Here is a 12,362-nt window from a genome sequence, read left to right on the forward strand (position 1 = left end):
GTCCGGCCGGGCGAAGCCTCCGAACCCGGACAACACGGGGCGCCCGGCGTCAGCCGAGCAGGACCACCTCGACGTCCGTGCCCGGCTCGATGGAGGTGTCGTCCTCGGGGACCACGATCAGGGCGTCCGCCTGGGCGAGGGCGGCGATCAGGTGGGAGCCCGCGCCGCCCACCGGGGTCACCGTGCCGTCGGCGTACGTGCCGCGCAGGAACTGCCGGCGGCCCGCGGGCGACGTCAGCGCCTTGTCCGCCTTCAGGACGGCTCTGGTCCGGGGGCGGTGCACGTCCGGCAGGCCCATCAGGGTGCGGATCGCCGGGCGTACGAACAGCTCGAAGGAGACGTACGACGACACCGGGTTGCCCGGCAGCGCCAGCAGCGGCGTGTGGTCGGGGCCGATGGAGCCGAAGCCCTGGGGCTTGCCGGGCTGCATGGCGAGCTTGCGGAACTCGACGCCGCCGCCCGCCTCGTCCGCGTCGCCCACGGAGGACAGCGCCTCCTTGACGACGTCGTACGCGCCCACGCTCACCCCTCCGGTGGTGACCATGAGGTCGGCCCGGACGAGCTGGTCCTCGATGGTGGAGCGCAGCGTTTCCGCGTCGTCGGCGACCGCGCCGACCCGGTAGGCGATGGCGCCGGCGTCCCGGGCGGCGGCGGTGAGCGCGAAGCTGTTGGAGTCGTAGATCTGGCCTGCCGCCAGTTCCTCGTCGGGCTGGACGAGTTCGCTCCCGGTGGACAGGACGACCACGCGCGGACGCGGGCGCACGCGTACCGTGCCGCGGCCGATCGCGGCGAGCAGCGCGATCTGCGGCGGCCCGAGGACCGTGCCGCCGCCAGGGCGAGATCGCCGGCCCGGACGTCGCTGCCCTCGGCGCGCACGTGCGCGCGTGCCTCGGCCGGGCGGTGGACCCGCACCTGCCCCGCGGCTTGCTCGGGCGCGAGGCTGCGGGCGCGCATCCCGGAGACGGGACCGCCGCCCAGCCCGCCGTCGGTCCACTCCACGGGGACGACGGCCTCGGCGCCCGGCGGCAGCGGGGCGCCGGTCATGATGCGCGCGGCCTGACCGGGCCCGACGTGCAGCAGGTCGGCCGCGCCCGCCGCGACGTCGCCGATCACCGTGAGGACGGCCGGGAACTCCTCGCTCGCGCCCGCGACGTCCGCGACCCGCACCGCGTACCCGTCCATGGAGCTGTTGTCGAACGGCGGCAGTGACAGGGGCACCATGACGTCGTCGACCAGGACGCAGTCCTGGGCGTCGAGCAGGTTCAGCTCGATCGGCTCCAGGGGGCGGACGGTGGTGAGGACGTCCTCCAGGTGTTCGTCCACCGTCCACAGGCGGTCCTGGCCGGTGGTGCGGGTCGCGGCGGCGCTCAAATCGCTACATCTCCTCGGCTACGAAGCTGCGAAGCCAGGTCCTGAAGCCAGGGCCCAGGTCTTCACGTTCGCATGCGAGTCTGACAATGGCACGCAGGTAGTCGCCACGGTCGCCGGTGTCATAGCGGCGGCCCTTGAAGACCACGCCGTGCACCGGGCCGCCGACCTTCTCGTCCTCGGCGAGCTGCTGGAGGGCGTCGGTGAGCTGGATCTCGTTGCTGCGCCCCGGCTCCGTCTTGCGCAGGATGTCGAAGATGTGCGGGTCGAGTACGTAGCGGCCGATGACGGCGTAGTTCGACGGGGCGTCCGCCGCGTCCGGCTTCTCGACCAGGCCGGTCACCTGGACGACGTCGCTGTCCTCGGTGGTCTCGACGGCCGCGCAGCCGTAGAGGTGGATCTGCTCGGGCGCGACCTCCATGAGCGCGATGACACTGCCGCCGTACTGCTCCTGGACGTCGATCATGCGCTTGAGCAGCGGGTCGCGCGGGTCGATCAGGTCGTCGCCGAGGAGGACCGCGAACGGCTCCTGGCCGACGTGCGGGGCGGCGCACAGGACGGCGTGGCCGAGGCCCTTGGGGTCGCCCTGGCGGACGTAGTGCATGGTGGCGAGGTCGCTGGACTCCTGGACCTTGGCGAGCCGCTCGGCGTCGCCCTTCTTCTCCAGGGCCGACTCGAGCTCGTAGTTGCGGTCGAAGTGGTCCTCGAGGGGGCGCTTGTTGCGGCCGGTGACCATCAGTACGTCGTCGAGCCCCGCGGACACGGCTTCCTCGACCACGTACTGGATCGCGGGCTTGTCGACGACCGGCAGCATCTCCTTGGGCGTGGCCTTGGTGGCCGGCAGGAACCGGGTGCCGAGGCCGGCAGCGGGGATGACAGCCTTGGTGATCCTGGGGTGCGACTGAGTCATGTCCGCAACGATATCCGGTGGGTATGTGCGGAAACTGTGGCTCCGGTTAATTGGCTCTCATATGAGCGCATTGTGAACGAGGAGGCCACTGACCTGTGGGTCCCATGGAACACCAGGCAGAGCCTGGCAAGCGTATGTTGCGGCAAGGCTTCCTCGCGGTGAGGAGTGCGTTGACCGCCGATGACGTGCGGGAAGCGGCGGCGGCGCTGGCCGAACGGGCCCTGGAGCTGCCCGAGCTGGCGCACGCGCGCACGGTGGCCGCGTACGTCTCCGTGGGGAGCGAACCCGGCACGCTCGCGCTTCTGGAGGCGCTGCGCGTGCGGGGCGTGCGCGTACTGCTCCCGGTGCTCCTGCCGGACAACGACCTCGACTGGGGGACGTACGCCGGGCCGGAGTCCCTGGTGAGCGTGCGGCACGGCGGGCGGATGGCCCTCCTGGAACCCGCGGGCGAGCGCCTGGGCCCGGAGGCCGTCCGGGAGGCCGACGCCGTACTGCTTCCCGGGCTGGCGGTCGACGCCCGCGGCATGCGCCTCGGGCGCGGCGGCGGCTCCTACGACCGTGTGCTGTCCCGCCTGGAGCGCGCGGGCGCCGAGCCCGTCCTGGTGGTGCTCCTGTACGACGCGGAGGTCGTCGAGCGGGTCCCCGAGGAGGCGCACGACCGCCCGGTGCACGCCGTGGTGACACCGTCGGGCGTACGCCGCTTCCACCGCCGGCCGTGACGCCGCCCGTGAGAGCCCCGCACATGGAAACGGCCCTTCACGCGCGCGTGAAGGGCCGTTCTCACGGTGAGGCGCCCGTCAGGGCTTGAGCACCAGCGTGTCGGTCGTGCTCTTGTCCACCGCGTCCTTCGAGAAGTCCCACGGCAGCAGCTCGCCCTTGACCCACTTCTCCGTCTGGTCGGTGTAGTGCGCGCTGTAGGCGTGACCCGAGGCACCGCTGAGGTTGATCCACTTGGACTTGTCGAGGTCTGCCAGGTTGACCACCATCCGCATCGACGGCACCCACAGGGCGTTGTAGCCGCCCGCCGCGTTCCAGCCGGTGGCGTTCACGGTCGCCTCGCCGCCGTCCAGCTTCCAGGGACCGCGGTTGAGCATGTACTGCAGTATGCCCGGGCCGTCGGTGCCCAAGGTCTGGTTCCTCAGGAACAGGCGGTGCAGCCGGCCCCAGCTCCAGGTGTCCATGTCCTTGCCGAGCTTGGCGACCAGCTCCCAGGTCGCGTCCTTCATGGCGCGCCCGAACAGCTCGTCACGCGTCGTCGTGGCCGGGTCGGTGCGCGTCGCCGGCGACTGCCACCAGTCGTTCTTCTCGTCGTCGACGATGTTGCGGACCACCTCGAACCAGCGGTCACCGCCGTCCGGCTGCGCCTGGTCAGCTTCGCGCTGGCCGCACTCGCGGACCTTGCGGTCCTCGTCGGCCGGGCCGGTGGAGTCGGCGGGCTCCACCCACAGGCACTGGCCCTTGACCCGCAGCTCCTTGGGCAGCTTGTTGCCGAAGGCGAGCTTGAGGATGTTGCGCCAGACCGCGTTGAAGTACGCGGCCGCCGCCGAGTCGGAGTCCTGGGTGTAGTCCCAGCCCTCCAGCAATTTCTGCGCCGCGCGGACGTGCTTGTCCGAGACGTCGATCTTCAGCAGCTTGGGCACCAGCAGCTTGGCGATCTCGCTGCTGTTGTCGAGCTGCATCTGCCGCATGTCGTCGGTCGAGATCTTGCCGCCGCCCTTGATCTTCGACTCGATCAGGTCGGTGATCCGCTGGCTGCGCGAGCCGTAGCCCCAGTCCGTGGTGAGCGTGTAGGGGTACTTGCTCTTGTCGATCACGGCCTGGTTGGCGGTGACGATGTAGCCGCGCTTGGGGTTGAACTCGTAGGGCAGCGCGGCCTTCGGGATGTAGCCGGTCCAGTCGTACTTCGAGTCCCAGCCGGGCGCCGGGATCGAGCCGTCGTCGCCCTGGGCGCGCGTGGGGATCTTTCCGGGCAGCTGGTAGCCGATGTTGCCCTGGGTATCGGCGTAGATCAGGTTCTGCGAGGGCACGTCGAAGGAGCGGGCCGCCTGGCGGAACTCGGACCAGTTCGACGCCTTGTCGATCGCGAAGACGGCGTCCATGGTGTTGCCGGGGTCCAGCGCGGTCCAGCGCAGGGCGACGCCGTAGCCGTCGGCGCGGTCGGGGGCCAGGGTGTCGACGGTGGCCTTCTTGCCGACGTTGACGAGTTCGTCGTCGCGGTCGGACAGCAGGGGCATGTCGTTGTTCGCCTCACGGACGACGATCTTCTTCGAGTCGCCGCCCGCCACCTTGATCGTCTCGGTGCGGGTGGTGAACGGCACGACCTTGCCGTCCCTCAGGTAGCCGTCGCCGGACAGCTTCTCCAGGTAGAGGTCGGTGACGTCGACGCCGGAGTTGGTCATGCCCCAGGAGATGTTCTGGTTGTGGCCGATTATCACGCCGGGCATGCCGGCGAAGGTGTAGCCGGTGACGTCGTAGCCGCACTTGCTGGAGACGGTCGTGCAGTGCAGGCCCATCTGGTACCAGACCGACGGCAGCGATGCCGACAGGTGCGGGTCGTTGGCCAGCAGCGGCTTGCCGGTGATGGTGTGGCTGCCGGCGACGACCCAGGAGTTGGAGCCGATGCCGTGGCCGTTCACGCCGACGGCGGTCGGGACGTCGGCCAGGAGGTTCGTGAGACCCGCCAGCTGGCTGCGCAGGGACGGAGAGGCCGAGGAGGCCGAGGTCGACGTGGACGTCGAGCTCGACGTGCCGGGCGTCGACTGCGAGCCCGTCGTCCCCGTAGCACCCTTCGAGCCTGCCGTGGCCGCGGTACCCGTCGAGTCGGTCTGCTCGAACGCCTTCGTGAGGGCGTTGTACTCGCCCTCCTGGACGATCGGCTTGTTGCGGCCGTACGGGTACTCCGGGTACAGGTCCGCGATCTGCTTGGGGCCCAGGCGGCTGGTCATCAGGGAGCGGTCGATCTCGTCCTGCATGTTGCCGCGCAGGTCCCAGGCCATCGCCTTGAGCCAGGAGACCGAGTCGACCGGGGTCCACGGCTGGGGCTGGTAGTCGTTGGTCAGGCCCAGCGCCGCGTACTCCAGGGAGATCTCCTTGCCGTCCTTGCCCTTCAGATAGGCGTTGACTCCCTTGGCGTACGCCTGGAGGTACTCCTTCGTGGAGGCCGACAGCTTGGTGTCGTACTCCTTCTGCGCCACCCGGTCCCAGCCCAGGGTGCGCAGGAACTCGTCGTTCTTGACCTGGCTCTTGCCGAACATCTCGGACAGGCGTCCGGACGTCATGTGGCGGCGCACGTCCATCTCGTAGAACCGGTCCTGCGCCTGGACGTACCCCTGCGCCATGAACAGGTCCTCGTCGGAGGACGCGTAGATCTGCGGGATCCCGTAGCCGTCGCGCTTGACGTCGACGGGACCCGACAGGCCCTCGAGCGTGATCGTCCCCTTGGTCTGCGGGAAGGAGGCGCGCACGGTGCTGACGGACCAGTAGCCGCCGTATCCGAAACCTCCCACAAGGGCCACAACCAGGACGATCACGAGCAGTCGGGCTCTGCGCCCCTTCTTCCTGCCGGACTTGCCGGGCTTCTGGCCGGAAGAGGCGGTGGTGTTGGGGGGCATCGCTGTCCTTGCTGTCCTAACACGAGCGGCAGGGCGGGCTGTGCTTTCTACTGAGCGCTGGAGCAACCATAGGCGCAGGGCCCGGTCCGCCTTGACGCGGAGTCGGGAACCAGCCCGGACTGGAGTTCGATCACACGGCCGAAGCGTCAAGAAAGCGTCAAGAGTTAGGTAAGCTAATGAAGTAGTCGGAGTGAAGTCCGCCCCAGCACCGGGCTTCGCGTGCTCGGATCGTGGCGTCGCACCGCGGCCCACGGATTGGCGAGAAGGGAACGGCCGCTGACTGTCCACCACCTCAACCAGCTCCTCCTCCTCTGCTCGCTCGTTCTGCTCGTCGCGGTGGCAGCGGTTCGGATCTCGTCGCGCAGCGGCCTCCCCAGCCTGCTCGTCTACCTGGGCATCGGCATCGCCATGGGCCAGGACGGATTCGGCATCCACTTCAACAACGCCGAGCTGACCCAGGTCATGGGATACGCGGCACTGGTCGTGATCCTGGCCGAGGGCGGTCTCGGCACGAAGTGGAAGCAGATCAAGCCGGCCCTCCCGGCGGCCTCCGCGCTGGCGCTCCTCGGCGTCGCGGTGAGCGTCGGCGTCACGGCCGCGGGCGCGCACCACCTGAGCGGACTGGAGTGGCGGCAGGCTCTCATCATCGGAGCGGTGGTGTCGTCGACCGACGCGGCGGCGGTCTTCTCGGTACTGCGGAAAGTGCCCCTCCCCGCGCGCGTGACGGGCGTTCTGGAGGCCGAGTCCGGCTTCAACGACGCTCCCGTCGTCATCCTCGTCGTCGCGTTCTCCACGGCCGGGCCGATCGAGCACTGGTACACGCTGCTCGGGAAGATACTCCTGGAGCTGGCCATCGGCGCCGCCATCGGCCTCGCGGTGGGCTGGCTCGGCTCCTGGGGTCTCAGGCACGTGGCGCTGCCCGCCTCCGGCCTCTACCCGATCGCGGTCATGGCCATCGCGGTCATGGCGTACGCGGGCGGCTCGCTGGCCCACGGCAGCGGCTTCCTCGCGGTGTACCTCGCCTCGATGATGCTCGGCAACGCCAAGCTGCCGCACTGGCCCGCGACCCGGGGCTTCGCCGAAGGACTCGGCTGGATCGCCCAGATCGGCATGTTCGTCCTGCTCGGTCTGTTGGTGACCCCGCACGAACTGGCCGACGACGTACTGCCCGCCCTGGTCATCGGCATGGTGCTGACGATGGTGGCGCGTCCGCTGAGCGTCGTGATGAGCCTCGTGCCCTTCCGGCTCCCCTGGCAGGAGCAGACGCTGATGTCGTGGGCCGGGCTGCGCGGTGCGGTGCCCATCATCCTGGCGACGATCCCCATGGTGAACGGCGTCGCCGGCAGCCGCCGCATCTTCAACATCGTCTTCGTGCTCGTCGTCGTCTACACCCTCATCCAGGGGCCGACCCTGCCCTGGCTGGCCCGCAAGCTACGCCTCGGCGAGGGTCCCGAAGCCGCGGACCTCGGCATCGAATCGGCGCCCCTGGAGCGGCTGCGCGGGCATCTGCTGTCCGTCACGATCCCCGAGGGCTCGCGGATGCACGGCGTCGAGATCAACGAGCTGCGGCTGCCGGCCGGAGCCGCGGTCACCCTGGTCGTCCGGGAAGGGAAATCGTTCGTTCCGCTGCCGACGACGGTGCTGCGGCGCGGGGACGAACTGCTCGTGGTCGCCACGGACCAGGTCCGCGACGCGGCGGAGAGGCGTCTGCGGGCCGTCGGCCAGGGCGGCAAGCTGGCGGGCTGGCTGGGGACCACCGGGAACGGCGCGCCGGGGCGTTGAGGGGGCCCTTGGTGAACGGGGCGTTTCGTACCGTTCACGCCGTCGGGAATCCCAGGTCGAGTGCCGGATGGTGCTCTGTTTCACAGGCGTCCAGCGCAGCGCCCCTGTACAATCCAGGCGCACCCTGATCGAACCAACTCTGCCTGACGCAGAGCTGGCGCGACCGTATGGCGGCCGGGGCCCTTCCTCCGTAGGGGCCGGTATCTACCGCAGTCCGCGCAAGAGGACAGCTCTCGGCGCGCACCCGCGCTACCAGGCAGCAGAAAGGCACGGGCCGTGGAGTCCACGGTCACCTCGAAGGCGTCCCGCCCGGGCTACGGGCAGCTGCTGCGCACCCGTGGCGCCTGGACGTTCCTTCTTCCCGGCTTCGCGGCGCGTCAGCCGTTCGCGATGCTCACCCTCTCCATCGTGCTGCTCGTCCGGCACACCACCGGCTCCTACGGGGCCGCGGGCGCCGTCGCGGCGGTCACCGGCGTGTCCATGGCCCTGTTCGCGCCGTACAGCGGCCGTCTCGCCGACCGCCACGGCCAGCGGGCGGTGCTGCTGCCCGGCGTCCTGGTGCACGCCTTGGCAGGCATCTCGCTGACCGCGCTCGCGCTGGCCCACGCCCCGCTGTGGGCCCTTTTCGCGGCGGCCGTCCCGACCGGTGCGTCGGTGCCGCAGATCGGTCCCATGGTTCGCGCCCGGTGGGGCGTGAAGCTGAAGGACTCGCCCCTGATGCCGACGGCGGCGGCCTTCGAGTCGGTCACCGACGAGCTGACCTTCGTGCTCGGCCCGCTCCTGGCGACGGCCCTGTGCACCGCCGTGGCCCCGGCCGCGGGCCTGCTCACGGAGGCGGCGCTGACGCTGGTGGGCGGTGTGCTGTTCGCGGCGCAGAAGCGCACACAGCCGGCCGTCGCCGGCGTCACTCACGCACGCGTGGAGCACGCGTCCGCCCTGCGCGTCCCCGGGGTGCGGGTTCTGGTCGTGACCTTCCTGGGCATCGGTTCCGTCTTCGGCGGCATGCAGGTCTCGCTCTCCGCGTTCAGCCAGTCGATCGGCGAGCCCGGCCTGAACGGCGTCCTGTACGGCGTCTTCGCCGCAGGCAACATGCTCTCCGGCGTCGTGTGCGGCGCGATCGCCTGGAAGGCCGCCCCGCGGCGCCGCCTGGTCATCGGCTACGCGGCCCTCGCCCTGGCCGCCTCCGCCCTGTGGACCGCTCACTCGGTGGCCGTGCTGGCCGGGCTCGGCCTGCTGGTGGGCATGTGCATCGCGCCCTCCCTGATCACCGGCTACACCCTGGTCGAGGCCCTGGTCCCGGACGGCGCCCGCACCGAGGCCTTCACCTGGCTGACCGGCGCGGTCGCGCTCGGCCAGGCGGCGGCGGTCACGGTCGCCGGACAGCTGGAGGACCGGCTGTGGACCGGCGCCGGCTTCCTCGTCCCGATGGGCGGTACGGTGCTGGCGCTGCTGACCCTGCTGTCCCTGCGGTCGTGGCTGGTCACGCGACCTCACGGCCGCACCGTGGCACGTGGCGTCGGTCACCGCGCGCCGGTGACGGTGGACTGATCCCGCGGAATAGGTCACTATGGATCGTCGTTAGCACTCATTGAGTGAGAGTGCCAGGAGGAAGACAAGTGCCGACCTACCAGTACCAGTGCACCGAGTGCGGCGAGGGCCTCGAGGCGGTGCAGAAGTTCACCGACGACGCCCTGACCGAGTGCCCCAACTGCGGTGGCCGCCTGAAGAAGGTGTTCTCCGCGGTCGGCATCGTCTTCAAGGGATCGGGCTTCTACCGCAACGACAGCCGCGGCTCCTCGTCGAGCAGCAGCCCGGCGTCGTCGAAGTCGTCGAGCTCCTCCTCGTCGTCGTCCGACTCCGGCTCGTCGTCCTCGTCGTCCTCGTCGTCCTCGTCGTCGAGCACCAACTCCTCCGCCGCGTAGGTCCGTGTCGCGGGACCCCGCCGTCGTCCGACGGCGGGGTTTTCGGGGTTTCCAGCCCGCCGAAGGTGGCTGCTGCCGAGTTCTCCCCAGCCGGCTCGCACGCCCGTACGGGGCGACTACTGTGCTCGCCATGACGAACGCGGAGATCGGTGTCATCGGCGGCTCTGGCTTCTACTCCTTCCTCGACGAGGTGACCGAGGTCCAGGTCGACACCCCGTACGGGGCTCCCAGCGACTCTCTCTTCCTCGGCGAGATCGCCGGCCGGCGGGTGGCGTTCCTCCCCCGCCACGGGCGCGGCCACCATCTGCCGCCGCACCGGATCAACTACCGCGCCAACCTGTGGGCGCTCCGCTCCGTCGGGGTACGCCAGGTCCTCGGCCCGTGCGCGGTGGGCGGGCTGCGCCCGGAGTACGGGCCGGGCACGCTGCTGGTCCCCGACCAGCTGGTGGACCGCACGAAGACCCGGGTGCAGACGTACTTCGACGGGCTGCCGCTGCCGGACGGCACCGTGCCGAACGTGGTGCACGTGTCCCTGGCCGATCCCTACTGCCCGGTCGGGCGGGCGGTCGCTCTGAAGGCCGCCCGCGGGCGGGACTGGGAGCCGGTGGACGGCGGAACGCTGGTCGTGGTCGAGGGGCCGCGGTTCTCCACCCGCGCCGAATCGTTGTGGCACCGGGCACAGGGCTGGTCCGTGGTGGGCATGACCGGCCATCCCGAGGCCGCGCTGGCTCGTGAACTGGAGCTGTGCTACACGACGTTGACCCTGGTCACGGATCTGGACGCGGGGGCGGAGACCGGGGAGGGCGTCTCGCACGACGAGGTGCTGAAGGTGTTCGCGGCGAACGTGGACCGGTTGCGCGGCGTGCTGTTCGACGCGGTGGCCGCGCTGCCCGCCACCGCCGAGCGGGACTGCCTGTGCGTGAACGCGCTCGGCGGGATGAACCCGGGGTTCGAGCTGCCGTGACGGGGGCGGCCGCGGCGGGGGCGACCGCAGCGGCTGGCAGGGGTGGCTGTGGGGTCGGCCGCGGTGGGCCCCGCGGTGGGGTCGGCGGTGCGGAACGCCTTGTTCGGGTGAGCGAGTTGTCCACAACCGCGGAGTAACCCACAGCCGTCCGCGGCCTCCACCGCGAAGCGTCATCGTGGATCGCGACCCGATCACTCGCGACACAGGTGGTGACCAGCATGCCCCGCATCTCCCCCTCCGCCCCCCAGCCCTACGCGGCGGTCCCGGCACCCACGTACCCGCCCGCCGGCCTCTCCCCGCGTTCCGACACGCCTCCCACCTGTACCGTGCCGCACTTCGCTCCCGTACGGGTGCGAGGAGGGCGGCAGCGGTTGCGGCGGGTGGTGCGGTGCCGGAGGCGGGCCGTGGCCGCAGGACTGGCCGTCACCGCTGCCGCGCTCGTCGCCGCGGGGCCCGGCGGGTCCGAGGGCGCACGCGGACATCCGGACACCGGGGACCGCCCGACCGCGGCGGCCGTACGGGAGCCGCACCCGGTGGAGACGGTGACGGCGCCCGTGCGGATCGCGGACGCGGCTACCGTGCGGCTGTTGCGGCCCGGCGACCGCGTCGACGTGATCGCGGCCGACGGTGGCGGCGAGGCCAGGGTCGTCGCGGCCGGGGCCCGGGTGACGCGGGTGCCCGATGTCGATCCGACGGAGAACGGCGCCCTGCTGGTGCTGTCCGTGCCGCGCCCCACGGCCGCGCGCCTGGCCGGCGCCGGCGCCACCTCACGGCTGGCGGTGACGCTGTGCTGAGCCCGGCCCTGTTTCACACTGCGGGCGACCGCGCCGCGCCGAGCCCGGTCCCCCTCCTCAGGGCATGCGGCTGGACAGCCGTGGTACGCCCTGCCGTAGGTTGCGGAGCTGTTCGTTCCGAAGCGTGTGCAGTCGAGAAGGGTCCCAGTGGTGAGCGAGATCAGAGTGCCGGGCGTCCTGCAGGGCTTCAAGGCCTTCCTGATGCGTGGAAACGTCGTCGACCTGGCGGTCGCGGTGGTCATCGGTGCCGCCTTCACCGGCATCGTGAACTCCGTGGTGAAGGGCGTCATCAGCCCGGTCGTGGGTGCGCTCGGCACCAAGAGCCTGGACGGCTACAGCTCCTGTCTGAAGGGACCGTGCACGGGCACCGGCGCCGACGCGACGGGCGTCCGCATACTCTGGGGCTCGGTCCTCGGCGCCACGCTCAACTTCGTGATCACCGCCGCCGTCGTCTACTTCCTGATGGTCCTGCCCATGTCCAAGTTCCTGGCCCGGCAGGAGGCCCGCCGCAAGGCCAAGCACGGCACCAGGGACGTGTCCGAGGTGACCGAGCTGGAGGTGCTCGAGGAGATCCGCGACGCCCTCCTCGCGCAGCGCAGCCCGAACCGGACCGACGCCTGACGGACGCCAAGACGCACCGCGGGATGCAGGACAGTGCCCACAACGGGCCCTGTGACGGCTCTCACAGGTGGTGGGGCGGCTTCTCATCCAGGAACCGCGCCAGATCGGCAGCGCTGTCACCGCTCGGGCGGGGCCGCTCGCCCCATCCCTGGTCCGTGTCGTCCGACGACTGCGTGGTCAGCGGGTCGTCGAAGACCAGGGCGTCCTTGGGCTCGGGCTTCGCATCCCGCGGTTCGCGGTCGGGGTTGGACGTCGGGGTGGCGCTCATGGCCCCAGCGTACGTCTCCGGTGGACCAGGACGTGGCGTCGCGGCCTCGCAGACCGGGGCGCTCACCACGGGGTGACACCGACGGGGCGGATTTCTGCGGCGCGGTGTCACGACCGGCGCGC

10 protein-coding genes and 1 pseudogene are annotated in these 12,362 nt (G+C 70.8%); 7 read left to right on the top strand and 4 right to left on the bottom strand.

Translation table 11 applies throughout. The features are described 5' to 3' along the window. Positions 1-49: 49 nt before the first annotated feature. Both glp and galU read right to left on the bottom strand, forming a co-directional pair. A pseudogene (gene glp / locus N8I84_RS17595) lies at positions 50-1,371 on the bottom strand (molybdotransferase-like divisome protein Glp). Positions 1,372-1,375: 4 nt separating this feature from the next. Then, complete coding sequence (gene galU, locus N8I84_RS17600; RefSeq protein WP_263230419.1) at positions 1,376-2,278, bottom strand: UTP--glucose-1-phosphate uridylyltransferase GalU; 903 nt, start codon at positions 2,276-2,278, stop codon at positions 1,376-1,378. A 134-nt stretch (positions 2,279-2,412) separates the two neighbouring features. Here galU and N8I84_RS17605 point away from each other — a divergent pair, with 134 nt between their 5' ends. Continuing rightward, complete coding sequence (locus N8I84_RS17605) at positions 2,413-2,997, top strand: 5-formyltetrahydrofolate cyclo-ligase (RefSeq protein WP_390898908.1); 585 nt, start codon at positions 2,413-2,415, stop codon at positions 2,995-2,997. Positions 2,998-3,075: 78 nt separating this feature from the next. Here N8I84_RS17605 and N8I84_RS17610 read toward each other — a convergent pair whose 3' ends face one another. After that, the gene (locus tag N8I84_RS17610; protein ID WP_263230421.1) at positions 3,076-5,889 is read right to left on the bottom strand and encodes a penicillin acylase family protein; all 2,814 of its coding nucleotides are present in this window, start codon (positions 5,887-5,889) and stop codon (positions 3,076-3,078) included. A 219-nt stretch (positions 5,890-6,108) separates the two neighbouring features. On the opposite strand from N8I84_RS17610, the gene N8I84_RS17615 reads away from it, so the two are divergent. The 6 genes from N8I84_RS17615 to N8I84_RS17640 all read left to right on the top strand — a co-directional run bounded on the left by N8I84_RS17615 (position 6,109) and on the right by N8I84_RS17640 (position 11,972). Beyond that, the gene (locus tag N8I84_RS17615) at positions 6,109-7,671 is read left to right on the top strand and encodes a potassium/proton antiporter (protein ID WP_263230422.1); all 1,563 of its coding nucleotides are present in this window, start codon (positions 6,109-6,111) and stop codon (positions 7,669-7,671) included. 276 nt (positions 7,672-7,947) lie between these two features. Beyond that, on the top strand, positions 7,948-9,219 hold the full coding sequence (locus N8I84_RS17620) for an MFS transporter (protein WP_263230423.1): 1,272 nt from the start codon (positions 7,948-7,950) through the stop codon (positions 9,217-9,219). A gap of 68 nt (positions 9,220-9,287) precedes the next feature. Beyond that, positions 9,288-9,593 carry an FmdB family zinc ribbon protein gene (locus tag N8I84_RS17625; protein WP_263230424.1) on the top strand — a complete coding sequence of 102 codons (306 nt, stop codon included), beginning with the start codon at positions 9,288-9,290 and terminating at the stop codon, positions 9,591-9,593. 130 nt (positions 9,594-9,723) lie between these two features. Next, positions 9,724-10,557 (top strand): S-methyl-5'-thioadenosine phosphorylase, encoded by an 834-nt coding sequence (locus N8I84_RS17630; RefSeq protein ID WP_263230425.1) that lies wholly within the window; start codon positions 9,724-9,726, stop codon positions 10,555-10,557. 218 nt (positions 10,558-10,775) lie between these two features. After that, entirely contained in the window at positions 10,776-11,351 is a 576-nt protein-coding gene (locus N8I84_RS17635; RefSeq protein ID WP_263230426.1) for a hypothetical protein, read from the top strand. 201 nt (positions 11,352-11,552) lie between these two features. After that, positions 11,553-11,972: an MscL family protein gene (locus tag N8I84_RS17640; RefSeq protein ID WP_390899036.1), complete on the top strand. Its 420-nt coding sequence runs from the start codon at positions 11,553-11,555 to the stop codon at positions 11,970-11,972. Positions 11,973-12,033: 61 nt separating this feature from the next. Here N8I84_RS17640 and N8I84_RS17645 read toward each other — a convergent pair whose 3' ends face one another. Continuing rightward, positions 12,034-12,240, bottom strand: a complete 207-nt coding sequence (locus N8I84_RS17645; RefSeq protein ID WP_263230428.1) for a hypothetical protein — start codon at positions 12,238-12,240, stop codon at positions 12,034-12,036. Between the last annotated feature and the right edge of the window lie 122 nt (positions 12,241-12,362).

Origin of the sequence: Streptomyces cynarae, assembly GCF_025642135.1 — a bacterium.
In the GTDB taxonomy this organism is placed as follows: Bacteria; Actinomycetota; Actinomycetes; order Streptomycetales; family Streptomycetaceae; genus Streptomyces; species Streptomyces cynarae.

Excerpts from the sequence above, each read along its gene's own strand:
- N8I84_RS17635 (WP_263230426.1), top strand. The coding sequence starts at position 10,776 with ATGCCCCGCATCTCCCCCTCCGCCCCCCAGCCCTACGCGGCGGTCCCG.
- N8I84_RS17605 (WP_390898908.1), top strand. The coding sequence starts at position 2,413 with ATGTTGCGGCAAGGCTTCCTCGCGGTGAGGAGTGCGTTGACCGCCGAT.
- N8I84_RS17630 (WP_263230425.1), top strand. The coding sequence starts at position 9,724 with ATGACGAACGCGGAGATCGGTGTCATCGGCGGCTCTGGCTTCTACTCC.
- galU (WP_263230419.1), bottom strand. The coding sequence starts at position 2,278 with ATGACTCAGTCGCACCCCAGGATCACCAAGGCTGTCATCCCCGCTGCC.
- N8I84_RS17640 (WP_390899036.1), top strand. The coding sequence starts at position 11,553 with ATGCGTGGAAACGTCGTCGACCTGGCGGTCGCGGTGGTCATCGGTGCC.
- N8I84_RS17645 (WP_263230428.1), bottom strand. The coding sequence starts at position 12,240 with ATGAGCGCCACCCCGACGTCCAACCCCGACCGCGAACCGCGGGATGCG.
- N8I84_RS17610 (WP_263230421.1), bottom strand. The coding sequence starts at position 5,889 with ATGCCCCCCAACACCACCGCCTCTTCCGGCCAGAAGCCCGGCAAGTCC.